The 25,162-nt window shown below is 63.5% G+C and carries 25 protein-coding genes and 1 tRNA gene; 1 reads left to right on the forward strand and 25 read right to left on the reverse strand.

From position 1 onward, the window contains the following. Nucleotides 1–2 precede the first annotated feature (2 nt). The 25 genes from ispF to V6Z91_RS29745 all read right to left on the reverse strand — a co-directional run bounded on the left by ispF (nt 3) and on the right by V6Z91_RS29745 (nt 22,017). Nucleotides 3–497, reverse strand: a complete 495-nt coding sequence (gene ispF, locus V6Z91_RS29625; RefSeq protein ID WP_338764809.1) for a 2-C-methyl-D-erythritol 2,4-cyclodiphosphate synthase — start codon at nt 495–497, stop codon at nt 3–5. Further along, entirely contained in the window at nt 494–1,183 is a 690-nt protein-coding gene (gene ispD / locus V6Z91_RS29630) for a 2-C-methyl-D-erythritol 4-phosphate cytidylyltransferase (RefSeq protein ID WP_338764811.1), read from the reverse strand. Before ispD ends, ispF begins: the two co-directional genes overlap by 4 nt. A 93-nt stretch (nt 1,184–1,276) precedes the next feature. Next, on the reverse strand, nt 1,277–1,951 hold the full coding sequence (locus V6Z91_RS29635) for a hypothetical protein (RefSeq protein ID WP_338764813.1): 675 nt from the start codon (nt 1,949–1,951) through the stop codon (nt 1,277–1,279). 36 nt (nt 1,952–1,987) lie between these two features. Next, nucleotides 1,988–2,551: an NUDIX hydrolase gene (locus V6Z91_RS29640; RefSeq protein ID WP_338764816.1), complete on the reverse strand. Its 564-nt coding sequence runs from the start codon at nt 2,549–2,551 to the stop codon at nt 1,988–1,990. Nucleotides 2,552–2,608: 57 nt separating this feature from the next. Then, nucleotides 2,609–2,917 (reverse strand): DUF2818 family protein, encoded by a 309-nt coding sequence (locus tag V6Z91_RS29645; RefSeq protein WP_338764819.1) that lies wholly within the window; start codon nt 2,915–2,917, stop codon nt 2,609–2,611. Then, the gene (nuoN, locus tag V6Z91_RS29650) at nt 2,917–4,407 is read right to left on the reverse strand and encodes an NADH-quinone oxidoreductase subunit NuoN (protein ID WP_338764822.1); all 1,491 of its coding nucleotides are present in this window, start codon (nt 4,405–4,407) and stop codon (nt 2,917–2,919) included. Before nuoN ends, V6Z91_RS29645 begins: the two co-directional genes overlap by 1 nt. A 22-nt stretch (nt 4,408–4,429) precedes the next feature. Continuing rightward, on the reverse strand, nt 4,430–5,929 hold the full coding sequence (locus V6Z91_RS29655; protein WP_338764824.1) for an NADH-quinone oxidoreductase subunit M: 1,500 nt from the start codon (nt 5,927–5,929) through the stop codon (nt 4,430–4,432). A 24-nt stretch (nt 5,930–5,953) separates the two neighbouring features. Then, nucleotides 5,954–8,074: an NADH-quinone oxidoreductase subunit L gene (gene nuoL / locus V6Z91_RS29660; RefSeq protein ID WP_338764826.1), complete on the reverse strand. Its 2,121-nt coding sequence runs from the start codon at nt 8,072–8,074 to the stop codon at nt 5,954–5,956. Between the two features lie 36 nt (nt 8,075–8,110). Beyond that, nucleotides 8,111–8,419 carry an NADH-quinone oxidoreductase subunit NuoK gene (gene nuoK, locus V6Z91_RS29665; RefSeq protein ID WP_338764828.1) on the reverse strand — a complete coding sequence of 103 codons (309 nt, stop codon included), beginning with the start codon at nt 8,417–8,419 and terminating at the stop codon, nt 8,111–8,113. Further along, nucleotides 8,416–9,045, reverse strand: a complete 630-nt coding sequence (locus V6Z91_RS29670; protein WP_338764831.1) for an NADH-quinone oxidoreductase subunit J — start codon at nt 9,043–9,045, stop codon at nt 8,416–8,418. Before V6Z91_RS29670 ends, nuoK begins: the two co-directional genes overlap by 4 nt. Nucleotides 9,046–9,063: 18 nt before the next feature. After that, nucleotides 9,064–9,552 (reverse strand): NADH-quinone oxidoreductase subunit NuoI, encoded by a 489-nt coding sequence (gene nuoI / locus V6Z91_RS29675; protein WP_338764833.1) that lies wholly within the window; start codon nt 9,550–9,552, stop codon nt 9,064–9,066. 14 nt (nt 9,553–9,566) lie between these two features. Beyond that, the gene (gene nuoH / locus V6Z91_RS29680; protein WP_338764835.1) at nt 9,567–10,646 is read right to left on the reverse strand and encodes an NADH-quinone oxidoreductase subunit NuoH; all 1,080 of its coding nucleotides are present in this window, start codon (nt 10,644–10,646) and stop codon (nt 9,567–9,569) included. Next, nucleotides 10,646–12,985, reverse strand: coding sequence for an NADH-quinone oxidoreductase subunit NuoG (gene nuoG, locus V6Z91_RS29685; RefSeq protein WP_338764837.1), 2,340 nt, complete (start codon nt 12,983–12,985; stop codon nt 10,646–10,648). Before nuoG ends, nuoH begins: the two co-directional genes overlap by 1 nt. Before the next feature lie 10 nt (nt 12,986–12,995). Further along, complete coding sequence (gene nuoF, locus V6Z91_RS29690) at nt 12,996–14,294, reverse strand: NADH-quinone oxidoreductase subunit NuoF (protein WP_338764839.1); 1,299 nt, start codon at nt 14,292–14,294, stop codon at nt 12,996–12,998. After that, nucleotides 14,291–14,767 carry an NADH-quinone oxidoreductase subunit NuoE gene (nuoE, locus tag V6Z91_RS29695; RefSeq protein ID WP_338764841.1) on the reverse strand — a complete coding sequence of 159 codons (477 nt, stop codon included), beginning with the start codon at nt 14,765–14,767 and terminating at the stop codon, nt 14,291–14,293. The genes nuoF and nuoE overlap by 4 nt, the downstream gene beginning before the upstream one ends. Nucleotides 14,768–14,784: 17 nt before the next feature. Then, complete coding sequence (locus V6Z91_RS29700) at nt 14,785–16,038, reverse strand: NADH-quinone oxidoreductase subunit D (RefSeq protein WP_338764843.1); 1,254 nt, start codon at nt 16,036–16,038, stop codon at nt 14,785–14,787. Then, nucleotides 16,038–16,631 carry an NADH-quinone oxidoreductase subunit C gene (locus tag V6Z91_RS29705; RefSeq protein ID WP_338764845.1) on the reverse strand — a complete coding sequence of 198 codons (594 nt, stop codon included), beginning with the start codon at nt 16,629–16,631 and terminating at the stop codon, nt 16,038–16,040. Before V6Z91_RS29705 ends, V6Z91_RS29700 begins: the two co-directional genes overlap by 1 nt. A 20-nt stretch (nt 16,632–16,651) precedes the next feature. After that, on the reverse strand, nt 16,652–17,128 hold the full coding sequence (locus V6Z91_RS29710; protein WP_130188314.1) for an NADH-quinone oxidoreductase subunit B: 477 nt from the start codon (nt 17,126–17,128) through the stop codon (nt 16,652–16,654). A gap of 3 nt (nt 17,129–17,131) precedes the next feature. After that, on the reverse strand, nt 17,132–17,491 hold the full coding sequence (locus V6Z91_RS29715; RefSeq protein ID WP_338764852.1) for an NADH-quinone oxidoreductase subunit A: 360 nt from the start codon (nt 17,489–17,491) through the stop codon (nt 17,132–17,134). 179 nt (nt 17,492–17,670) lie between these two features. Further along, nucleotides 17,671–17,755 (reverse strand) — tRNA-Leu (locus tag V6Z91_RS29720). Between the two features lie 98 nt (nt 17,756–17,853). Beyond that, entirely contained in the window at nt 17,854–18,267 is a 414-nt protein-coding gene (gene secG / locus V6Z91_RS29725; protein WP_338764855.1) for a preprotein translocase subunit SecG, read from the reverse strand. A gap of 320 nt (nt 18,268–18,587) precedes the next feature. After that, nucleotides 18,588–19,337, reverse strand: a complete 750-nt coding sequence (tpiA, locus tag V6Z91_RS29730; protein ID WP_338772114.1) for a triose-phosphate isomerase — start codon at nt 19,335–19,337, stop codon at nt 18,588–18,590. Nucleotides 19,338–19,466: 129 nt separating this feature from the next. Next, nucleotides 19,467–20,447, reverse strand: a complete 981-nt coding sequence (locus tag V6Z91_RS29735) for an NAD(P)H-quinone oxidoreductase (protein WP_338764858.1) — start codon at nt 20,445–20,447, stop codon at nt 19,467–19,469. A gap of 135 nt (nt 20,448–20,582) precedes the next feature. After that, nucleotides 20,583–21,167 (reverse strand): tetratricopeptide repeat protein, encoded by a 585-nt coding sequence (locus tag V6Z91_RS29740; protein ID WP_338772116.1) that lies wholly within the window; start codon nt 21,165–21,167, stop codon nt 20,583–20,585. An 88-nt stretch (nt 21,168–21,255) separates the two neighbouring features. After that, entirely contained in the window at nt 21,256–22,017 is a 762-nt protein-coding gene (locus V6Z91_RS29745) for a DUF2807 domain-containing protein (protein WP_338764861.1), read from the reverse strand. Between the two features lie 417 nt (nt 22,018–22,434). Here V6Z91_RS29745 and V6Z91_RS29750 point away from each other — a divergent pair, with 417 nt between their 5' ends. After that, nucleotides 22,435–25,143 (forward strand): TonB-dependent receptor, encoded by a 2,709-nt coding sequence (locus V6Z91_RS29750; protein WP_338764864.1) that lies wholly within the window; start codon nt 22,435–22,437, stop codon nt 25,141–25,143. Nucleotides 25,144–25,162 lie beyond the last annotated feature (19 nt).

The raw sequence follows: 25,162 nt of genomic DNA on the forward strand, positions 1-25,162 counted from the left end.
GCTCACTCCTCGCGCAGCACCAGGAGGGCGACCGCCTCGGCGTTGATGCCTTCCTCGCGGCCGAGGTAACCCATCTTTTCGTTGGTCTTCGCCTTCACGTTGACCTGGCCCGGCTCGATGCCCAGGTCGGCGGCGACATGGGCCACCATCGTGGCGATGTGCGGTGCCATTTTCGGGCGCTGCGCGATGATCGTTGCGTCGACGTTGCCGATGTCGTACCCGGTTGCCTTGACTCTTTCGGCGGCGGCGCGCAGCAGCACGCGCGAATCGGCGCCCTTGAATTCGGCCGCCGTGTCCGGGAAGTGCCGGCCAATGTCGCCCAGGGCGGCGGCGCCCAGGATCGCGTCGGTGACGGCGTGCAGCAGCGCGTCGGCATCGGAATGGCCGTCCAGCCCCTTCTCATGGGGGATCTCGACGCCGCCGAGGATCAGCTTGCGGCCCTCGACGAGGCGGTGGCTGTCGTAGCCCTGGCCGATGCGGTATGGGAGTTTCTTCATTGTTCGGTATCCATCGAAAGGTACATTTCGGCGATGCGCGCGTCGGTCGGCAGCGTCACCTTCAGGTTGCGGGGGTGCCCTTCGACGAGCCGGGGCGAGAAGCCGAGCAGTTCGACGGCGCTGGCGTCGTCGGTGATCGCATCGGGATCGGGCGCCTCCTCGAGTGCCCGCATCAGCAGCGCATACGGGAACATCTGCGGGGTCTGCGCCAGCCAGAGTCCGTCGCGCGGCGTCGTCGCCACACTACCTCGCCGCGTGCTCTTCACGGTGTCCACCACCGGCAGCGCGAGCAGGCCGCCGGCCGGGTCGCGCCCCGCCTCGGCGATCAGCTTGTCCACCAGGGCCGGCGTCAGGCCGGGCCGGGCTGCGTCGTGCACCAGCACGCGATCGTCGGCGGCGGCGCCTTCCGCAAGCAGCCGCAAACCATTGCGGATCGATTCCATGCGCGTGGCGCCGCCACAGCGCAGTACGGTGACGCCGGCCAGGCCGGCCGGCAGCACCTCGTCGACATACGCGTCTTCGGCGCTCACTACCACGTAGGTGTGCGCAACCTGCGGGCAGCGCAGGAACGCCTCGACGGTATGCCGCAGCATCGGCCTGCCCAGCAGGGGCAGGTATTGTTTGGGATAGCCCACGGCCATCCGGGCGCCCACGCCGGCGGCGGGGATCAGGGCAAAGTAATTCATCTCATCATCAAATAGGCGACCCGACATATTGCCTGAAACCGGGGTCTGACCCCGGTTCTGGGAAACATACATGCGGCCTTGACGGTGGCGACATCAGCGGCCGGCGCGGGTCTTCACGAGGATCTTCTGGATCTCCCCATTGCACACCTTGGACAGCCGCGCATACTCCGCCGGCGAGTCGATCTTCGCCTGCACCGCCTCCACCTTGGCCATCTCGGCCTTGATGTAGGGGAGCCAGCCCGAATCGATCTCGAACGACAGCGCCGTGCGCGCCGTGCCGGACGGCGCGTAGAACGGCTTGCCGCCGAAGCGCTTGGCCAGTGCCGCAGCGACCGTCTTTTCCACCTTCGGCAAGTGGTCCATGTAAGCCTGCATGTGCCGCATCTCGTGCGCCAATATCTCCTTGTAGCCGCACGACCCCACGGGAAACTCGTTGCCCACATAGATCTTCACGGGCGCATAGGTCAGCTGCACCTTCAGCTGCGGGGCGATGCATTCGTAGCCGCTGGCCCGGTCCTGCAGCATGGCGCCGTCGGCGCTCACCTGCACCATCGATTCGGTGCGCGTCAGGCCCAGCACGAAGTCGTTGCGGCTGGCCACGCCCTTCATCGCGGTCAGCATTTTATAGGAGAGCTGGGTGTTGATCGTGTAGCCGTTCTGCTTGGCCGAGAACACGGAGACCGTCTTGGTGATCGTATCCTCGCAGCGGATCTGGAATGGCGTGCGCGCTGGCGCTGCCTGCGCGGCCGCCGATGCCAGCAACAGCATGAGAAACCCCGCGAGAAGCGGCAGCACCGGCATCGCTCAATCCACCTTCCAGTCCCCGCTGCGCAGCTTGTCGAGCCAGAACAGGCCGATGGTCGTCTTCACGTCGGTGATCTTGCCCGTGCGGACCCACTCCAGCGCCTCGTCGAGCGTGGCGGTGAAGCACTCGACGAATTCGCCCTCGTCGAGTTTCGCCGTGCCCGGCTTGAGCCCGCGCGCCAGGAACAGTTCGAGGTGCTCGTCCGAATAAGCGATCGCGTTGTGGATGGTGGTGACGAAATGCCAGTCGGTGGCCGTGTAGCCCGTTTCCTCTTCCAGCTCGCGCTTGGCGCAGGCGAGATGATCTTCGCCCTCGTCGATCTTCCCGGCGGGGAATTCGATGAAGACCTGGTCGTTCGGGTAGCGGAACTGGCGTTCCAGCAGGATGCGGCCATCGTCCAGCACGGGCAGGATCGCGACGGCGCCGGGGTGGCGGATGTATTCGCGGTTGGTGATTGCCCCATTGGGCAACCGCACCCGGTCCTTGTGAATCTTGAGGAAACCGCCGTCGTAGGCGATGCCGCCGTCGACCTTCACTTCCTTCAGGTGAGCGTCATTGCTCATGCATGCTCCTGTGATCGTAAAGGCCACAGTGTAGCAGCGCATCGTGAACAACGATGCTCAGTGACGCTTCCTCAGGTAGCGCACGACGAAGCCGGGAAAGGCGAGGACGAGGAACATGCAGGCGGAGATCGCGTAGAACTCCCACGTCTGCGGGAACACGGTGCCGATGCGCCCTTCCAGCGCGCGGCCGATGCCGCCGACGACGAAGTACAGCACCGTCAGTTCGAGCAGCCGCACGAGGAAGGGTTTGTGCCCTGCCCCGCTTTTCAGCGGGACGAGGGCGAGGATGCGCTCATTGATGAACGGCAGGTTCGCCAGCACGAGAGCCAGCAGGATGACCAGCCAGGCCGACGCGCCGACGTCCATCACGATGCCAGCGTCTTGCTGATGGCCTGGGTGCAGGCATCCAGCAACGGGCCGGGCACCACGCCCAGCACCACCACCAGCAGGCCGTTCAGGGCCAGCACCACGTTCTTGTCGCCCGCCACGCGGATCGGCGCGGTGTCGGTCGGTTCATCGAACCACATCACCTTCACGACGCGCAGGTAGTAGAACGCGCCCACCAGCGATGCCATCACCGCGAACACGGTCAGCCACAGGTGGCCGGCCTTCAGCACCGATTGCAGAACGGTCAGCTTGGCCATGAAGCCCATCATCGGCGGCACGCCGGCCAGCGAGAACATCAGCAGCGTCATCAGCAGCGCGTACCAGCCCGAACGCTTGCCCAGGCCCTTGAAGTCGGCCAGTTCCTCGGCTTCATGGCCGGAACGGGCCAGCACCATGATCAGGCCGAAGGTCGCCAGCGTGGTCAGCACGTAGGTGATCGAGTAGTACATCGCCGAGCTGTAGGCGGCAGGGCCATTGGACTGGTCGGTGCCGATCACGCCGGCCATCATGCCCAGCAGCACGAAGCCCATCTGCGCGATCGTCGAGTAAGCCAGCATGCGCTTCAGGTTCGACTGCGCGATGGCGGTCAGGTTGCCGATCACCAGCGACATCACGGCCAGGATCAGCAGCATCTGCTGCCAGTCGAATGCCAGCGGGATCAGGCCTTCCACCAGCAGGCGCACGACGATGGCGAACGTGGCCAGCTTCGGCGCGCCGCCCAGCAGCAAGGTGACGCCGGTCGGCGCCCCCTGGTACACGTCCGGCACCCACATGTGGAACGGCACGGCGCCCAGCTTGAAGGCCAGGCCGGCCACCACGAACACCAGGCCGAACACGAGGATCGTGTTGTTGATTGTGCCGGCGGCGATCTTGCTTGCCATCGTCGTCAGGTCCAGCGTGCCGGTCGCGCCATACAGCATCGACATGCCGTACAGCAGGAAGCCGGAAGCCAGCGCGCCCAGCACGAAGTACTTCATCGATGCTTCGGTGGCGTTGGTGTTGTCGCGGCGCAGGGCGACCAGCGCGTACAGCGACAGCGACATCAGTTCCAGGCCCAGGTAGATGGACAGGAAGCTGTTGGCCGAGATCATCACCATCTGGCCCAGCGTGGCGAACAGCGCGAGGCCGTAGAACTCGCCGCCCAGGTTACCGCCCAGCATGCCCCGATCGGTCGAGTAGCCGCGGGCATACACCAGCGTGATGCCCACCGACAGGTAGGTGAACAGCTTGAGCAGGTTGCCCATCGGGTCGGACACGACCATGTTGTTGAACGCGTAGGTCGTGGCGCCGGCGGAGAAATCGCCGTAGGTGATCACCGCCGTGCCGGCCAGGGCCAGCAGCGACAGCATGTACGTGATGTTCCGCTTCGCGGCAGGCAGGTACACGTCGATCAGCAGGATCGCCGAGGTGGCGATCAGCAGGAAGATCTCGGCGTAAATCGGTGCGAGATTGGTATCGTTCGGATTCATGTAACTAAAGTCCTATCTGCAATCAAGGTGCAATCTTGGTCTGCGACACGTGCTGCAGCAGGTCGGCCACCGAGGTTTGCATCGTGTCGGTGAACGGCGCCGGGTACAGGCCCATGTACAGGGTCGCGATCGCCAGGAGACCCAGCATCAGGAACTCGCGGTTGTTCAGGTCCTTCAGTTCGGCCACGTGGTGGTTCGCCACCTTGCCGAAGATGACGCGCTTGGCCATCCACAGCGAATAGGCGGCGCCCAGGATCAGCGCGGTGGCGGCCAGGATGCCGGTCACGAAATTGAACTGCACGGCGCCCAGGATCACCATGAATTCGCCCACGAAGCCGGAGGTTGCCGGCAGGCCGCAGTTGGCCATGGAGAACAGGATGAAGAACGCGGCGAACTTCGGCATCTTGTTCACGACGCCGCCGTAGTCGGCGATCTGGCGCGAGTGCGCCTGGTCATACAGCACGCCGATGCACAGGAACATCGCGCCGGACACGAAGCCGTGCGAGATCATCTGCATGATGGCGCCCTGGGTGCCCATGTCGTTGAACATGAAGAAGCCCAGCGTGACGAAGCCCATGTGCGCGATCGACGAGTAGGCGACCAGCTTTTTCATGTCCTTCTGCACCATGGCCACCAGGCCCACGTAGATCACAGCGATCAGCGACAGGACGATGACGACCGGCGCCAGGTAGTGCGAAGCGTCCGGCGTGATCGGCAGCGAGAAGCGCAGGAAACCGTAGGCGCCCAGCTTCAGCATGATCGCGGCCAGCACGGCGGAACCGCCGGTCGGCGCTTCCACGTGCACGTCCGGCAGCCAGGTGTGCACCGGGAACATCGGCACCTTCACGGCGAAGGCCATGAAGAAGGCGACGAAGATCGCGATCTGTTCGCTCCAGGAGAGCGGCAGCTGGTGCCATTCCAGGATGTTCCAGGAACCGGACTTGTTGTACAGGTAGATCAGCGCGACCAGGGTCAGCAGCGAGCCCAGGAACGTGTACAGGAAGAACTTGAACGCCGCGTACACGCGGTTCGCACCGCCCCACACGCCGATGATGATGTACATCGGGATCAGGGTGGCTTCGAAGAAGAAGTAGAACAGCAGGCCGTCCAGCGCGGTAAACACGCCGATCATCAGGCCGGACAGGATCAGGAACGCGCCCATGTAGTGGGCCACGCGTTCCTGGATCACTTCCCAGGCGGAGATCACCACGATGATCGTGATGAAGGCGGTCAGCGGCACGAACCACAGCGACAGGCCGTCGATACCCAGGAAGTAGTGGATGTTGAAGCGATCGATCCACTTGCTGCTTTCCACGAACTGCACGCCGTGCGCGGCGTTGTCGAAACCGGTGAACAGCGGGATCGTCGGCAGCAGCGAGACGATCGAGCCGACCAGTGCCAGCACGCGTACCAGCCCGGCACGCGAGTCGCGGCCGATCGCCAGGATGATGGTGCCGAAGATGATCGGCAGCCAGATCGACAGGCTGAGGTAAGGAGGAAGATTATTAATCGTTGACTGCATCTTTTATCTCTTATGCGTGTGGCGTTAAGCGTGCCAGAACGGCAGGAAGTACACCAGGAAGCCCAGGATGCCGATGATCATCACGAACGCGTAGTGGTAGATGTAACCCGTCTGCGCCAGGCGCGTCAGCGACGAGAACCAGCCCACCACCTTGGCGGAGCCGTTGACCACCAGGCCATCGATCAGGGCACGGTCGCCCACTTGCCACAGGCCGGTACCCAGCATGCGCGCACCCTTGGCGAACACCGCCTGGTTGAACGCATCCATGTAGTACTTGTTGTCGAGCAGCGTGTGCAGGAACTTGAACTTGTCGTAGAACCAGGCCGGCACGCGCGGATTGACCATGTAGCAGTAGTACGCCGCCACCACGCCGGCCAGTGCCAGCCAGAACGGTGCCGTCTGCAGGCCGTGGATCGCCATCGCGACCGCGCCGTGGAACTCTTCGTTCAGCTCGTGCATCGCCGGGTGCTTGGCGTGGTCGACGAAGATCACGTTGTTAAAGAAGTCGCCATGCAGCATCGGGCCGATCGCCAGGAAGCCGATGATCACCGACGGAATCGCCAGCGCGGCCAGCGGGAACCACACGACGAACGGCGACTCGTGCGGTTTCTCGCCCGGTGCCAGGCCGTGGTGGTGATGATCATCGTCGTCGGAATCGACATGCGATTCCTCTTCGTGGTGCGCGTCCGAATCGTGCAGCGCGTGTGGGTCGCCATGGGCGGCCTTTGCGCTGTGATGATCGTCATGATGGTCATGCGCATGCGCCTTGCCGAAGTTCTCAGGACCATGGAACACGCGGAAGTACATGCGGAACGAGTAGAACGCCGTCACGAATACGCCGGCCAGCACCGCGAAGTTCGCGAAGCCCGCGCCCGGCAGGTGGGTGGCGTGCACCGCCTCGATGATCGAATCCTTCGAGTAGAAGCCGGAGAAGAACGGGGTACCGATCAGCGCCAGGGAACCCAGCAGCGACGTGATCCACGTGATCGGCATGTACTTGCGCAGGCCGCCCATGTTGCGGATGTCCTGGTCGTGGTGCATGCCGATGATCACGGAACCCGCGCCCAGGAACAGCAGCGCCTTGAAGAACGCGTGGGTCATCAGGTGGAACACGGCCACCGAGTAGGCCGAGGCGCCCAGCGCGACGGTCATGTAGCCCAGCTGCGACAGCGTCGAATACGCCACCACGCGCTTGATGTCGTTCTGGATGATGCCCAAAAAGCCCATGAACAGCGCGGTGATCGAGCCGATGATCAGGATGAAGGACAGTGCCACGTCCGACAGTTCGAACAGCGGCGACATGCGCGACACCATGAAGATGCCGGCGGTCACCATCGTCGCGGCGTGGATCAGTGCCGAGATCGGGGTCGGGCCTTCCATCGAGTCCGGCAGCCACACGTGCAGCGGGAACTGTGCCGATTTGCCCATCGCGCCGATGAACAGGCAGATGCAGGCCACGGTGATGATCATCCAGTCGGTGCCCGGCAGGGTCGCATTGACCAGCAGGTCCTTCTTGGCGAAGGCTTCCTGGTAATCCATCGTGCCCGTGTAGGCCAGGACCAGGCCGATACCGAGGATGAAGCCGAAGTCACCCACGCGGTTGACCAGGAACGCCTTCATGTTGGCGAAAATCGCGGTCGGACGCTTGAACCAGAAGCCGATCAGCAGGTACGAGACCAGGCCCACCGCTTCCCAGCCGAAGAACAGCTGCAGGAAGTTGTTGGCCATCACCAGCATCAGCATCGAGAAGGTGAACAGCGAGATGTACGAGAAGAAGCGGTTGTAGCCTTCGTCCTCGGCCATGTAGCCGATCGTGTAGATGTGCACCATCAGCGACACGAAGGTCACGACGCACATCATCATCGCCGACAGCGTGTCGATCTGGAAGCCCACTTCCAGGTTGACGCCGGCCACGGTCATCCAGCGGTACACCGTGTCGTTGTAGGTAGCGCCGTCCAGCACCTGCAGGAAGGTCTGGAACGAGATCAGGAACGCGACCAGCACGCCCAGGATCGTTGCCGCGGTGGCCACCTTGCGGTTGACCACGTTGCCGAAGAACTTCGTGCCCAGGAGGCCCGCGATCGCGGACCCCGCCAATGGCGCGAGGGGAACAGCGAGAAGAAGGTTAGGGTTAAGCCCCGTCATGATGAACCTATCTGTTTATTATTCGAGGGTTAAAAACTAGCCTTTGAGGCTGTCCAGGTCTTCGACGTTGATGGTGTCCAGGTTACGGAACATCAGCACCAGGATCGCGAGGCCGATCGCCGATTCGGCGGCCGCCACGGTCAGGATGAAGAACACGAAGATCTGGCCCGCCGCGTCGCCCAGGAAGTGGGAAAACGCGATGAAGTTCAGGTTCACCGCCAACAGCATCAGCTCGATGGCCATCAGCAGCACGATGACGTTCTTGCGGTTCAGGAAAATGCCGACGATCGAGATCGCGAACAGGATCGCGCCCAGGACCAGGTAATGAGCCAGCGACAGGGTCATGGAGCCTCCTTGGTTGCTTCGGTCGACGCCACATCCTTCTTCACGGCGTCCATCTTGACGATCTTCAGGCGGTCGTTGCGGCGCACGCGCACGGCCTCGCCCGGATCGAAGTACTTGACGTCCTTGCGGCGGCGCAGCGTCAGCGCGACGGCGGCGACGATCGCCAGCAGCAGGATGACGGCGGCCACTTCGAACGCGTAGATGTACTGGGTGTAGATCAGCATGCCCAGCGCCTTCGTGGTGCCGATCGTGTTCGCCGCTTCCGGCACGGGCGTTTCCATGCCAAAGCTGCGCCACAGCACCGAGGCCATTTCCAGCACGATGATGCCGCCGATGATCGAGGCCACCGGCAGGTAGTTCCAGAAGTTCTTGCGAAGCTCGGTCTGGTCGATGTCGATCATCATCACGACGAACAGGAACAGCACCATCACGGCGCCCACGTACACGAGCACCAGCACCACGGCCAGGAACTCGGCTTTCAGCAGCATCCAGATGCCGCCTGCCTGGAAGAAGGCCAGCACCAGGAACAGTGCCGCCGTCACGGGATTGCGCGCCGTGATCACGCGTGCCGATGCGACCACCATGATGATCGCGAACACGTAGAACAATACGGTTGTAAAGGTCATTTCTTATTCCGATCTCGATCAGCGATACGCGGCGTCCGCGGCGCGGTTGGCGGCGATGTCCGCCTCGTAGCGGTCGCCGACGGCCAGCAGCATCTCCTTGGTGTAGTACAGGTCGCCCCGCTTCTCACCGTGGTATTCCAGCACGTGCGTCTCGACGATCGAGTCGACCGGGCACGATTCTTCGCAGAAGCCGCAGAAGATGCACTTGGTCAGGTCGATGTCGTAGCGCGTGGTGCGGCGCGTGCCGTCGTCGCGTTCGTCGGATTCGATCGTGATCGCCATCGCCGGGCACACCGCCTCGCACAGCTTGCAGGCGATGCAGCGCTCTTCACCGTTCGGATAGCGGCGCAGCGCGTGCAGGCCGCGGAAGCGCGGCGACATCGGCGTCTTCTCTTCCGGATACTGCACGGTGATCTTGCGCGAGAACATGTACTTGCCCGTCAGCGCGAGGCCCTTGATCAACTCGGTCAGCATCAGGCTGCCGATAAGGTCTTTTACTCGAGTCATTTTTTGCGCTTCCCTTACTTCCAGATGTTCCACGGCGTCTGCATCCAGGTCGCGACGAGCACGAGCCAGAACAGCGTGAGGGGAATGAAGACCTTCCAGCCCAGACGCATGATCTGGTCGTAACGGTAACGCGGGAAGGTACCACGCACCCAGATGAACAGCGACACGATCAGGAACGTCTTCACGAACAGCCAGAAGAAGCCGCCGAAGCCGCCGCCGAATTCCAGGAACGCGAACGGCGCGGACCAGCCGCCCAGGAACATGATCGATGCCAGCGCGCCCACCAGGATGATGTTGGCGTATTCGGCCAGCATGAACATGGCGTACGACATGCCGGAGTATTCCACCATGTGGCCAGCCACGATTTCCGATTCACCCTCGACCACGTCGAACGGCGCGCGGTTCGCCTCGGCCAGGCCGGAGGTCAGGTACACGACGAACAGCGGCAGCAGGGGCAGCCAGTTCCACGACAGGAAGTTCAGGCCCATGTCGGCGAAGCGGCCGGTCTGCTGGCTGACGACGATGTCGATGAAGTTCAGCGAACCCGACACCATCAGGATCACGACCAGCGCGAAGCCCATCGGGATCTCGTAGGAGATCATCTGCGCCGAGGCGCGCATGGCGCCCATGAACGAGTACTTCGAGTTCGATGCCCAGCCGGCGATGATGATGCCGTACACCTCCATCGAGGTGATCGCCAGCAGCACCAGCAGGCCCGCGTTGACGTTGGCCAGCACGGCTTCCGGGCCGAACGGCACGACCGACCAGGCGGCCAGCGCCGGCATGATGGTCATCACTGGGCCGATCACGAACAGGCTCTTGGCGGCCTTGGTCGGCACCACGATTTCCTTCAGCAGCATCTTGATGCCGTCGGCCATCGGTTGCAGCAGGCCCATCGGGCCCACGCGGTTCGGGCCGATACGGATCTGGATGAAGCCGATCAGCTTGCGTTCCCACAGCGTGGCGTAGGCGACCAGGCCCAGGAGCGGCATCAGCACGCACAGGACCTTGACGATCGTCCACACGAGCGGCCAGGCGGCGCCCAGCGTCGCCTCGCCGGTGGTGGTGATGGTATTGACGATTTCCAGCGCCATTATTTGCTCTCCCCTGCCTCAGTTGCCACTTTTGCCACCGAGATGGAGCCGAACATGTCGCCCAAGGTAGCCGTCGATGCGTGTGCGGCGGAGACGCGTACCACGTTGGCCGGCAGGCCAGCGTCCACGCGCGCTTCCAGGATCGCGGAACCGGCGCCTTGCAGCACCTGCACCATGTCACCCGTCTTCACGCCGATCTGTTCGGCCAGCGCGGCCGAGATGTGCGCCTTCGGTGCCTGCGCATCCACCGTCGCCTGCAGCGGGCCGGAACGGCGCGCCAGGGCGTCGGCGAAGTAGATCGGCACGTCGGCGATGCGCTCGAGCTTGTCGCCGGTGCCGAACTGGGCGGACTTCAGTGCCACCTTGGACACGTTGGACAGCTTGCCCGACACATCGGCCACGCCCTTGCCCAGCACTTCGTCGCGGATCGATTCCGACGTTTCGTAGTCGAAGCCCGCGAGGCCCAGGATGTTGCCCAGCACACGCAGCACCTTCCAGGCCGGGCGGGTCTCGCCCAGCGGACGCACGGTGCCGTTGAAGCTCTGTGCGCGGCCTTCGCAGTTGACGAAGGTGCCCGAGGTTTCGGCGAACGGGGCGATCGGCAGCAGCACGTCGGCATAGTCCAGGCCGTGCTTGAAGGCCGACATCGCGACGACCATCTCGGCGCCCTTCAGCGCGGCGACGGCTTGCGATGGATTCGCCGCATCCAGCTCCGGCTCGGCGTTCAGCAGCAGGTAGGCTTTCTTCGGCACCGCGAACGCAGGAGCGGCCTTGGCCGCGTATGCGCCCACGATGTAGCCGCCCACGGTGTTGGCCGCTTCGGTCAGGTAGCCGAACCTGGCGCCCGTCGCGTTGGCGATCCACTGCGCAGCGGCCGCGATCGCGGACGCTTGCGGGTGGTGCACGGCGGCGTTGCCCAGGAAGACGGCTTTCTGCTCACCCGACAGCAGGCTGGCGGCAACGGCCTTGGCGGCGTCGCTGAACTCGGCCGGGAAGCCGGCCGGGGCCGCTTCGCCCTTGGCGGATGCGATGGCGGAAACGATGCCCGACAGCGCGGCCAGCCAGTCCGACGGCGCGGCCACGATATTGTTGGCAACCTTGATCAGGCTGTCGTCGGCGGTGGCGTTCACCAGCGTCAGCTGGCCGCCGTTCTTCACCGCGGCGCGCAGGCGGGAGGCCAGCAGCGGGTGATCCTTGCGCAGGAACGAACCGATGACCAGCGCGCGCTGCAGGTTCGACACGTCGGCGATCGGCATGCCCAGCCATGGCGTGACTTCACCGTCGAGGGCGAAGTCGGTCTGGCGCAGGCGGAAGTCGATGTTGTCCGAACCGATGCCCGAAGTCAGCTTCTTCAGCAGGGCCAGCTCTTCCAGCGTGGAGTGGGCGGTCGCGTAGGCGGCGATCGCATCGGCGCCGTGTTCGTGACGGATATTCTTCAAGCCGTGCGCGACATATTCCAGCGCAGTCTGCCAGTCGACTTCCTTCCACTCGCCGCCTTGCTTGAGCATCGGCTGCGTCAGGCGGTCGGCCGAGTACAGGCCTTCGTACGAGAAGCGGTCCTTGTCGGAAATCCAGCACTCGTTGATGTCTTCGTTTTCCAGCGGCAGCACGCGCTTGACGAAGCCCTGCTTCACCTGGACGATCAGGTTGGTACCCAGGCCGTCGTGCGGCGACACCGACTTGCGGCGCGACAGTTCCCAGGTACGGGCGCTGTAGCGGAACGGCTTCGACGTCAGCGCGCCGACCGGGCACAGGTCGATCATGTTGCCGGACAGTTCCGAGCTCACCGCTTCACCGACGAACGTGGTGATCTCGGAGTGCTCGCCGCGGCCCAGCATGCCCAGTTCCATCACGCCGGCCACTTCCTGGCCGAAGCGCACGCAGCGGGTGCAGTGGATGCAGCGGCTCATCTCCTTCATGGAGACCAGCGGGCCGGCTTCCTTCGGCACGACGACGCGCTTCTCTTCCTCGTAGCGCGAGTTGTTCTTGCCGTAGCCCACGGCCAGATCCTGCAGCTGGCACTCGCCGCCCTGGTCGCAGATCGGGCAATCCAGCGGGTGGTTAATCAGCAGGAATTCCATCACGGACTTCTGCGCCTGCACGGCCTTCTCGCTGTGCGAGCGCACGATCATGCCCGCGGACACGGGGGTGGCGCAGGCCGGCAGCGGCTTCGGCGCCTTTTCCACCTCGACGAGGCACATGCGGCAGTTCGCTGCGATCGACAGTTTCTTGTGATAGCAGAAGTGCGGGATGTAGGTTCCCAGTTTGTTGGCAGCGTCCATCACCATCGAACCCGGTGGGACTTCTACCTTTTTGCCGTCAATTTCGATTTCAACCATGATCAACGCTTTAGAAGGCCGAGACAGGCACCAGGCAGTGCTTGTGCTCGACGTGATATTCGAATTCTTCGCGGAACTGCTTGATGAACGCGCGCACCGGCATCGCGGCGGCATCGCCCAGCGCGCAAATCGTGCGGCCCTGGATGTTGTCGGCGATCGAGTTCAGCATGTCCAGGTCGCTCTGGCGGCCCTGGCCGTGCTCGATGCGGTGGATCATGCGGTACATCCAGCCCGTGCCTTCGCGGCAAGGCGTGCACTGGCCGCAGGACTCTTCATAGTAGAAGTAGGCCAGGCGTTCCAGCGCCTTCACCATGCAGCGCGTCTCGTCCATCACGATCACGGCGCCGGAACCCAGCATCGAGCCCGCTTTCGCGATCGAGTCGTAGTCCAGGTCGGTCTGCATCATGATCTCGCCGCGGATCACCGGAGCGGACGAACCGCCGGGGATGACGGCCTTGATCTTCTTGCCGCCGCGCATGCCGCCGGCCAGTTCCATCAGCTTTGCGAACGGCGTGCCGAGCGGAACTTCGTAGTTGCCCGGGCGTTCCACGTCGCCGGAGATCGAGAAGATCTTCGTGCCGCCGTTGTTTGGCTTGCCCAGGCCCAGGTAGTTCTCGGCACCGATGTTCAGGATGAACGGCACGGCCGCGAACGTTTCCGTGTTGTTGATCGTGGTCGGCTTGCCGTACAGGCCGAACGAGGCCGGGAACGGCGGCTTGAAGCGCGGCTGGCCCTTCTTGCCTTCCAGCGATTCCAGCAGCGCGGTTTCCTCGCCGCAGATGTAGGCGCCGTAGCCGTGGTGCGCATGCAGCTGGAAGGAAAAGCCCGAGCCCAGGATGTTGTCGCCCAGCCAGCCGGCGGCGCGCGCCTCTTCCAGCGCCTCTTCGAAACGCAGGTATTCCTGGAAGATCTCGCCGTGGATGTAGTTGTAGCCCACGGTGATGCCCATCGCGTAGGCGCCGATGGCCATGCCTTCGATCAGCGCGTGCGGGTTGTAGCGGATGATGTCGCGGTCCTTGAAAGTGCCCGGCTCGCCCTCATCTGTATTGCAGACGAGGTATTTCTGGCCCGGGAACTGGCGCGGCATGAAGCTCCACTTCAAGCCGGTCGGGAAACCCGCGCCACCGCGGCCGCGCAGGCCGGAAGCCTTCAGGTCGGCGATGATCTGCTCGGGCGGGATTTTCTCTTCGAGGATGCGGCGCAGCGCCGAATAGCCGCCACGCTTCACGTAGTCGGCCAGGTGCCAGTTGTCGCCCGTCAGGTCCTTCAGGATCAGCGGGTTGATGTGTCGATCGTGGAGGGAAGTCATTTCTTCAGCTCCTCCACCAGCTCGTCGAGCTTGGAATTGTTCATGAAGCTGCACATGCGGTGGTTGTTCACCAGCAGGACGGGTGCGTCGCCGCAGGCGCCCATGCACTCGCCTTCCAGCAGCGTGAACTCGCCATCCTCGGTCGTTTCGCGGTAGTCGATGCCCAGCTTCTGCTTCAGGTGCTCGCCCGCTTTCACGCCGCCGGACAGGGCGCACGGCAGGTTGGTGCACACGGTGATCTTGTGGCGGCCGGTCGGCTTGAGGTTGTACATGTTGTAGAAGGTCGCCACTTCCTGCACGGCGATGGCGGGCATGCCGATGTAGTCGGCGATTTCCTTCATCGTTTCAGGCGACAGCCAGCCCAGCTCAACCTGGGCATGAGCCAGCGAGGCCATCACGGCCGACTGGCGCTGGTCGGCCGGGTACTTGGCCAACTCGCGGTCGATTTTTTTATAGCACTGCTCGGATAACATAATCTATTCCTGCCTCGTTAGCGGTCGATACTGCCGAACACGATGTCCTGCGTGCCGATGATGGTGACGGCGTCGGCGATCATGTGGCCGCGCGCCATTTCGTCCAGGCTTTGCAGGTGCGTGTAGTCCGGCGTACGGATCTTCAGGCGGTACGGCTTGTTGGCACCGTCGGACACGATGTAGATGCCGAATTCGCCCTTCGGGTGTTCGATGGCGGTGTACACCTCGCCCGGCGGCACGTGGAAGCCTTCCTGGAACAGCTTGAAGTGGTGGATCAGCGATTCCATGTTCGACTTCATGTCCACGCGCGGCGGCGGAGCAACCTTGCGGTTGTCCGTCATCACGGGGCCCGGGTTGTTGCGCAGCCATTCGATACACTGCTTGATGATGCGGTTCGACTGGCGCAGCTCTTCCACGCGCACCAGGTAGCGGTCGTAGCAGTCGCCGTTGGTGCCGATGGGGATGTCGAAGTCCATCAGGTCGTACACTTCGTACGGCTGCTTCTTGCGCAGGTCCCACTGTACGCCGGAGCCGCGCAGCATGGCGCCGGTGAAGCCCATCGCCAGCGCGTCCTCCGGCGACACCACGCCGATGCCGACCGTACGCTGCTTCCAGATACGGTTATCGGTCAGCAGGGTTTCGTATTCGTCCACGTAGCCGGGGAAGCGGTTCGTGAAGGCTTCCAGGAAGTCCAGCAGCGAGCCCTGGCGGTGCTCGTTCAGCTTGTCGATTTCCTTCTGGCTGCGGATCGACGACGGACGGTGCTTCGGCATCGCGTCCGGTAGGTCGCGGTACACGCCGCCCGGGCGGTAGTAGGCCGCGTGCATGCGCGCGCCCGACACGGCTTCGTAGCAGTCGAACAGGTCTTCGCGGTCGCGGAAGCAGTACAGGAACGGGCCCATCGCGCCCACGTCCAGCGCGTGCGCGCCCAGCCACATCAGGTGGTTCAGGATGCGGGTGATCTCGTCGAACATCACGCGGATGTACTGGGCGCGCAGCGGCACTTCGATGCCCAGCAGCTTCTCGATCGCCATCACGTAGCCGTGCTCGTTGCACATCATCGACACGTAGTCGAGACGATCCATGTACGGCACGGATTGCAGGTAGGTCTTCTGTTCCGCCAGCTTCTCGGTCGCGCGGTGCAGCAGGCCGATGTGCGGGTCGGCGCGCTGGATCACTTCACCGTCCAGCTCAAGCACCAAACGCAGCACGCCGTGCGCTGCCGGGTGCTGCGGACCAAAGTTCAGGGTGTAGTTCTTAATCTCAGCCATTATTTCATCCCGTATTTTTCTTCACGGATCACGCGCGGCACGTTTTCACGCGGCTCGATCGTCACCGGCTGGTAGATCACGCGGCCCTGCTCGGCGTCGTAGCGCATTTCCACGTAGCCGGCGACCGGGAAGTCCTTGCGGAACGGGTGGCCGATGAAGCCGTAGTCGGTCAGGATGCGGCGCAGGTCGCTGTGGCCTTCGAACAGGATGCCGTACAGGTCGAACGCCTCGCGCTCGTACCAGTTGGCGGCGCGCCAGATGTCCGTGATCGACTGCACGAGGGGCATCTCGTCGTCCGGGCAGAACACGCGCACGCGCACGCGCCAGTTGTGCTTCACGGACAGCAGGTGCACCACGGCCGCGAAGCGCGGGCCTTCCCACGTGCCTTCGCCGTAGCTGGAATAGTCAATGCCGCACAGGTCGATGAAGGTATCGAACCCGAGTGCGGCATCGTCGCGCAGTGTTTTCATCACTGCGTGGTAGTCGTCGGCCTTGACGACCAGGGTGATTTCACCGAGGGCCACCGTGGTGGTGACGCGCTCGCCCAGGGCGCTGGCCAGGGCGCCTTGCAAAGCTTCCAAATATGTTGTCATAATTTTTTGGGGCGCCCCGTTTACCGTGCGATCGTATTGGTGCGCTTGATCTTGTTTTGCAGCTGCATGATGCCGTAGAGCAGTGCCTCCGCGGTCGGCGGGCAGCCCGGCACGTAGACGTCGACGGGCACGATGCGATCGCAGCCGCGCACGACGGAGTAGGAGTAGTGATAGTAGCCGCCGCCGTTGGCGCACGAGCCCATCGAGATGACCCAGCGCGGTTCCGGCATCTGGTCGTACACCTTGCGCAGCGCGGGAGCCATCTTGTTGCACAGCGTGCCGGCCACGATCATCACGTCGGAGTGACGCGGCGACGGGCGGAACACGACGCCGAAGCGGTCCATGTCGTAGCGGGCCGCGCCCACGTGCATCATTTCAACCGCGCAGCACGCCAGACCGAACGTCATCGGGAACATCGACCCGGTCCGCGCCCAGTTGATCAGCTTGTCGGCCGAGGTAGTGATGAAACCTTCGTTTAATACGCCTTCAATAGCCATGGCTTATTCCCAATCAAGGGCACCTTTCTTCCAGATATACCAAAAACCGACGATGAATTCAGCGATGAACACCATCATCGTCACGTAGCCCTGCCAGCCCAGTTCGCGCATGGAGACGCCCCACGGGAAGAAGAATGCCGTTTCCAGGTCGAACAGAATGAAGAGGATTGCGACGAGGTAGTAGCGCACGTCGAATTTCATGCGGGCGTCTTCGAAGGCTTCGAAGCCGCATTCGTAGGGGGAGAGTTTCGCCGCGTCCGGGCGATACGGGCCAAGAAGACGACCCAGCACCTGGGGAGCGACACCGACGCCGATGCCGACCAGGATGAACAGAAGTACGGGGAAATAAGTTTCGAGGTTCACGATAGGGTCACAGCTGTTGTTGAACGACCGGTTGGCGAGGCACCAACCCGTTGCGGGCTGGCTGGAACGTTAAGCCCCGGTCAAAGCTGAGACGGGGACCGAACGACACATCCTCGTAAAAAAACCAGCTAGAGGCTGTGAGGAAAAACTCATGGGCCTTTTGCTGGCTTCTCAAATTCTGGTGCCGACGACGAGACTCGAACTCGTACAGCTTGCGCCACTACCCCCTCAAGATAGCGTGTCTACCAATTTCACCACGTCGGCATTTCAAGGCCATTATTCTACTCGTCTTTGCGCGTTTTGTTAATGTCAATTGCGCGAAATCAAAGAGAAAAACGGCAAAAACTTCAAAATACTCTGTTTTACTTCGGCGCAGCAGGCGCTGGAGCCGTTGCCGGAGGCACGCCTTCGTTCGAAGCGGGCGGCACTTCGGCATTGGCTGCAGGCGCGGCCGGTGCCGTGGCCGCCGGGATCGCGGCCGAGCCTTTCACGGGCACGGTCACGTTCTGCAGCACGCTGCTGCCCGTGCTGGCGGTGCGCCCATTGGACAACACCGCGAGACCGAGCGTCGCACCGAAGAAGATTGCCGCGGCCAGCGCCGTCGACTTCGACAGGAAGTTCGACGAGCCGGTGGCACCGAACAGGCTGCCGGACGCGCCGGAACCAAACGCGGCGCCCATGTCGGCGCCCTTACCGTGCTGCATCAGCACCAGGCCGATGATGGCCAGCGCCGAAATAACCTGTACTACCACGACCAGATTGAACAAGGTGTTCATGCTATTCCATTCTCAATTGTAAATGCGCGGGCTCGTGGCCCGCCTACCCTACCCGTTTCCGGGATATCTGCTGCGCCGGGGAGTATAGCGGATCGCCGTTGATCATTCGTGACAAATTATCGTTGCCAATGCATGCTACCGATGCGTTACCCCGGCTTTACGGCTTCTGCCTGCTGCCTTGGCGATGCCGAGAAATCGGCCGCGTTCAATGATGCGCCGATACTCAGTTTCGTGCCGCCCCTTCACGAAGCGGCGCGCGCGATGGCCAGAAAGTCATTCGCCTTCAATGATGCGCCGACTCCCAGTTTCGTGCCGTCCCTTCACGAAGCGGCGCGCGCGATGGCCAGAAAGTCATTCGCCTTTAGTGATGCGCCGCCGATCAGGCCGCCATCAATATCGAGCTGGGCCATCAGGTCCTTCGCGTTTTCCGGCTTCATGCTGCCGCCGTACAGGATCTGCAGCTTCGCCGCCGCGGCCGGGCTGCGGTCCGCCACCTGCTTGCGCAAGGCGGCGTGCACTTCCTGCGCCAGCGCCGGCGTGGCCGTCTTGCCCGTACCGATCGCCCAGACGGGCTCGTAAGCCAGCACGATCTTTTCCAGCGCCGGATTTTCCAACACGTCCAGCACCGATTGCAGTTGCGCGCACACGACAACATTCGTGCGGCCGGCCTCACGCTCTTCCAGCGTTTCGCCCACGCAGACCACCGGCGTCAACCCGGCGTTCAGCGCGGCCAGCGCTTTTTGCGCCACCAGTTCATTGCTTTCGTGGTGGTATGCGCGGCGCTCGGAGTGGCCGACCAGCACGTAGCGGCAACCGAATTCCTGCAGCATCGAAGCCGCCATCTCGCCCGTGTAGGCGCCGGCCGCGTAGGCCGACACATCCTGGGCGCCCCATGCGACGGGCGTTCCGTTCAGCTCAGCCTGGCACTGGGCCAGGTAAGGAGCCGGCACGCATACCGCCAGATCCGCATTGCCGGCAACATGGCCTTCAACGATCCCGCGTAATAATACAGAATTGCCGGCAAGGCTGCCGTTCATCTTCCAGTTTCCGATGACGAGTTTGCGACGCATGGCTGTCCCGATGTGTTTGAGTTGTAGGAGTTTCAAGATAACTCGGGATTGTAACTTGCTCGGCAATACAGGGTCAAACGTGCGCCGATCGACTACATGAGCGATGTAGTCGAGTCCGGCACCTGGCGATTACGTCACCTGCAGCATGATTTTGCCGACGTGCGTGCTGCTTTCCATGAGCTTGTGGGCGTCCACCGCCTGCTCGAGCGGGAAGCTTTCGTAGATGACGGGGCGGATCTTCTTCGCCTCCAGCAGCGGCCACACTTTCTCGCGCAACTGCCGCGCGATCGCGGCCTTGAAGGCCACCGAGCGGGGGCGCAGCGTGGAACCGGTGACGGTGAGGCGGCGGCGCAGCACCTGGCCCATGTCCAGCGTGCCCTTGGCGCCGCCCAGCAGCGCGATGATGACGATACGGCCATCGTCGGCCAGGCAGTTGATCTCGCGCGGCAGGTAATCGCCGCCCACCATGTCGAGGATGACGTCCACGCCGTTGTCGCCGGTGAGCTGCTTGACGATGGCGCCGAAATCCTCGTGCCGGTAGTTGATGCCGCGCTCGGCGCCCAGCTTTTCGCAGGCGCGCGCCTTGTCTTCGCTGCCGGCGGTGGCGAATACGCGATGGCCGAGCGCGCTGGCCAGCTGGATGGCGGTGACACCGATGCCAGACGTGCCGCCCTGCACCAGCAGCGATTCGCCCGGACCCAGGCGGGCGCGGTCGAACACATTGCTCCACACGGTGAAATAGGTTTCCGGCAGCGAAGCGGCCTCGATTAGCGACAGGCCCTGCGGCACCGGCAGGCATTGCAGGGTGGGCGCCACCGCATATTCGGCATAGCCGCCACCCTGCACCAGCGCGCAGACCAGGTCGCCCGCCTTGAATTCGCTGTGGGCGAAATCGCCGTCGACCACCTCGCCGGCCACTTCCAGGCCCGGCAGGTCGGAAGCGCCCGGCGGCGGCGCATAGCTGCCGAGGCGCTGGAACACGTCCGGCCGGTTCACGCCGGCCGCGTGCACGCGGATCAGCAGTTCGCCCGGACCGGGCTGGGGCTTGTCGCGGTAGCACAGCCGCAGTACGTCAGGCGGGCCGGCCTTGGTGATCTCGATTGCGCGCATGGTCGTCCTTTCAGGGAAAGGGCGATTTTAGCGCAGGGAAGCATGGCAATGTTTCCACAAAAATGGGGACGTACCCCATTTCCAGAGAAACATTGCCGTAAAAACGGGGACGTACCCCATTTTCGAGGCAACTTCTTATCCGCCTCCTGTCCGCGACGTCCGCGGCAGTGGCTTGCCCGGCCGCCACGCGGCCGACAACGCCTGCCCTTCCTCGATCTGCTCCGGCGTCATCTTCTTGGCGACGGCGGCGCGCTGTTCGGCGGCGTTGGCGTTGCCGCCGGCGGCGGCCAGGTTCCACAGCATGTAGGCGATCACGTTATCCTGCGGCATGCCGCCGATGTGGTAGCGGTACATCAGCCCGAGCACCTGCTGCGCCTCCGCATGGCCCTGCTCGGCCGCCTTGCGGAACCACGTCACGGCCTGCTTGTGATCCTGGATCACGGCATTGCCCGTGTAGTACATGGCGCCGACGACATACTGCGCATCGGCCTTGCCCTGCATGGCGGCGCGGCGGTGCCACATGAGCGCCTGCTTGTAGTCCTGCTGCACGCCGCGGCCCATGTAGTACATCAGGCCCAGAAGGTGCTCCGCGTCCGGATTGCCGGCCCGCGCCAGCGGCAGGATTTCCTTGTAGGCGAGCGCGTAGTTGCGGTTGTTGTAGGCGCTCGCGCCTTCGGCAAAGCCGGCGATCGCACTGCCGTGCAGGGCCAGCGCGAACATCGTCGAGGCGGCGATTGCCGTGATGAGTCTTCCTAGTTTTTTCATTGCGAAATGAATTCGTTCTTGTTGTGTTCCCAGTGCGGTCCAGCTACTTCCAGCTGACCTTCCCCAATCCATCGACGCTGACGTTGCGGTTCAGCGGATTGCCGTACACCGTCACCGAGCCGAGGCCGGACAGGTGCAGATTCGCGTTGGTCCGCGCGTGCACGGTGGCGTTGCCCAGGCCGGACAGGTCGATGTCCACCGAATCGGCCTGGAATTGCTGCGCATTGAGTCCGCCGAGGCCGCCCAGCGATGCCCGCAGCAGCTTGCTGCGCCCGCCGATCGTCACGTAGCCGGCGCCGCGCAGGTCGATGTCGACGTTTTCGCTGTCCGACACCCACATGTGCATGCTGCCCATGCCGCCCAGGTTCGCCTTCATGCGCTTGTAGGCGCCGGCGATCTTCATGCTGCCGGTGCCATCGAGCGTGATGTCGATCTCGTCGCCCGAAAAGCCGGCGACCTCCGTCGTGCCCATGCCTTCGGAGACCAGTTCGCGCAACTGTGGCAGCACCAGTTCGGCCCGCAGGGCCCCGCGACTGCTCTTGTTGCCCGCGCCTTCGCAATCGAGTGCCAAAGTGTCGCCCGTTTGCACCGCCGTCACCTTGCCGACGTAGCGCCGGTCGCCCACGATCTGCAGCGACGGCTCGGCCCCCTGCATCAACTTCAGGTTGATCAGGCCATCCAGTTTGACGCGCACCACCTTGGCGTCGATCATCCTGGTCTCGGTGGTGGTGTCCTGGGCGCGCACGGCGCCCAGGAACAGCCACAGGGTCGTCATCAGGAGGGCAAAGCTGAAGGGTTTGTGCATGGTGCTTCCTTGCTGTTCTCGGGTTGAATGCTCAGCGGACGATGCGTGCCAGCTGGACCCGGACGGCGCGGCAAATCATGTGTGCGGTAATCATCGTTATTCTCCTTCCGGGTGGGTTGATCGAATGTGACATATTAGACGGCTCGCCCGGGCGTGTCATGGCGGCTGCGACGAACTGCAAAATCCGCGGGACAGGCGACGAAATGGCGGTGCAGGCGGCGCCCTCCCCGCTTTCACGCAACAGGCGAGGCCGCGGTCACCGCGGTTCGCGCGGGCTTGACGCCGCACGCGCGCCCTGTTTAGTAAATTGGATTAAACAGCAACGGCATTTCGGGAATCGCTTGATCTTGCTTTTTCAAGAATGAATACTCGTCTCGACAAAAAGGCCGGCCCCGGCCGATATTCCAAGGAGACGAAATGCGATCGACCAAGCGAACCCTGATGAGCCTTGCCGTGGCCAGCGCCTGCGGTCTGGGCGCCGCCCATGTCGCACCTTCCGCGCACGCCCAGGCCGGCGGCGCGGCCGCCGATGCCAATAATGCGCCGCCCGCCGAGGCGCCCCAGCTGGGAGCGACCAATGGGGGCGACCAGATCCCCGAAGTGAGGGTGACGGCGACGCGCTATTCGACGTCGCTGCTGAAGACGCCGCTGGCCGTGTCGGCCTTCAGCCAGGAACAGCTCACGCGCAAGGGCGCGACCAGCCTGAAGGACCTGGCCGGCGAGATCCCCAACGTGGTCATCGACAACACCGGCCTCGACTCCGCCGTGCAGATCACGATCCGCGGCATCACCTCCACCAACTTCACCGAAACGGGCGACCCGGCCGTGGGCTTCCACGTGGACGGCATGTATTCGCCGCGGCCGCAGGGCGCGCAGGCGCTGATGTTCGACGTCGACCAGGTCGAAGTGCTGCGCGGTCCGCAGGGCACGCTGTTCGGCCGCAACTCGACGGGCGGCAGCGTCAACGTGATTGCCGCCAAGCCGGACTTCTCGGGCAATTACGGCAAGGCGAACATCGATATCGGCAATTACCGCAAGAAGCAGGTGTCGGCCGTGCAGAACGTGAAGGTGAGCGACCAGCTGGCCCTGCGCGGCACGTTCATGATCGTCAGGCGCGACGGGTATGCGAACCAGATGCGCGACCTGTCCGAGGCGAATGCCCCCGAGCTGGGCTGGATCCCGAACGGCAAGCCGGACGTGGACCAGCGCTTCAACGCCGTCATCGGCAAGGACAAGTTCTACACGAACCAGGACCAGTGGGCCGCGCGCCTGTCCGCCCTGTACAGGGTGAACCAGGACCTGACCTTGAAGGCCACGTATGAACACTTCCAGGACAATGGCGCCGGCGGGTCCGACTTCCGCGACTGCGATACCACCGCCGGCACCCGCTATGCGTGCGCGCCGGGCACCGGCAAGTGGGACTTGCTGGTCAACGTGCCGGGCGAGGTCGACATGCAGATCCGCACGCTGCGCACCGGCCTGTCGTGGACGATCAATCCCACCACCACCTTCGACTACACGTTCCAGGTGGCCGACCAGAAGCGTTCCGAGATCACCGACGACGACAAGGGCATGCAGCACGCCGCGCCGTTCCAGATCAACGGCGCTTACCCGAACACGACGACCGGCAACTGGGGCACGTGGCCGCTGAAGGACGTGTTCCACCGTACCCTCGATTCGCGCTACCTGTCGACGGTGCATGAAGCGCAGCTGAAGCAGACGCTGGGTTCCGTGCAGTACGTGGCGGGCCTGTTCTGGATGCACGAGCGCAACCGCATCGACTACGAGATGACGGAGACGATCCAGAAGCCGTTCGGCGACGTCGGTTCGGTGCTGTACCACCAGCCGAACCGGCAGGTCGACGCGAAGGCCGCGTTCGCGCAGGCCGACTGGAAGTTCGCGCCAACCTGGACCGGCACGCTGGGCGCCCGCTACAGCCGCGACAGCAAGGAAGACAAGGGTGGCGAAGTGTATGGCGCCAACTGGATCGGCAGCCCGAACTACTACAACGGCTTGTACAGCCAGGGCACGCCGGGCACGCCGGGCTTCCGCGTGCACGACGGCACCGACCTCACCCCGGCAATGGGCGGCAGCGTGGCCGCGTATCACCTGTACGGCGCGCCCACCTCGAACGACCACAAGGAGACCTGGAAGAAGGTGACCTGGCGCGTGGGCCTGCAAAAGCAGATCAATCCGAACGAGATGGCGTATGCGTCCGTGTCGACGGGCTACAAGGCCGGCGGCTTCGCCGACAAGACCGACAGCTGCAACTACCAGCTGTGCGCGGACGGTAGCCGGGGCGTGGTGACGTTCCTGCCCTACGGCCCCGAGACGGTGACGAACTTCGAACTGGGCTACAAGGGCAAGTTCCTGAACAACCGGCTGTCGCTGTCGGCCACCGCCTTCTTCATGAAGTACAAGGACATGCAGCTGACGGGCACTTACTTCATCAACCAGATCATCCCGGCCGCCGGCCTGCCCTGCCCGGCCGACCAGCCGAAGTGCGATGTGTATGAAGGCTGGCGCACGATCAACGTCGGCAAGGTGGACATCCCCGGCCTCGAACTGGAATGGGACTACCGGCCATGGCGCGGCGCCCGCTTCGGCGGCGGCTTCGCCTACATCAACACCGATGTGCACGACTTCAAGGAATTCTCCGACGACTACCAGTGCGACGTGCGCGTGGAACTGGGCATCGAGCCCTGCCCCGGCACGTACAATGGCCCGGACAAGGCGCTGATCGGCCGGCGGCTGTACAACGTCGACGGCAACCACCTGCCGAACACGCCGAAGTACCAGGTCAACCTGAGCTTCTCGCAGGAGTTCGGCTTCGAGAACGGCTACCGCATCACGCCGTACGTGAAGGTGAACTGGCGCGACAAGGCCTACTTCGACCTGCGCAACTCCGAGTTCGCCCATATCGGCCGCTACCAGAAGGCCTACGCGCTGGCCGACATGTCCGCCCGCCTCGATGCGCCGAACGACAAGTGGTACGCGGAACTGTACGTGCGCAACGTCGCCAACAAGCACGCCGCGCTGAACCGCGAATCCGTCTTCGGCGGCTTCATGAAAGCCCGCTACGTCGAACCGCGCATGTTCGGCCTGCGGCTCGGCGCCGAGTACTGATCCCTTTCTCCCCGCCATC

The organism is Massilia sp. METH4, assembly GCF_037094685.1.
In the GTDB taxonomy this organism is placed as follows: Bacteria; Pseudomonadota; Gammaproteobacteria; order Burkholderiales; family Burkholderiaceae_D; genus Rugamonas.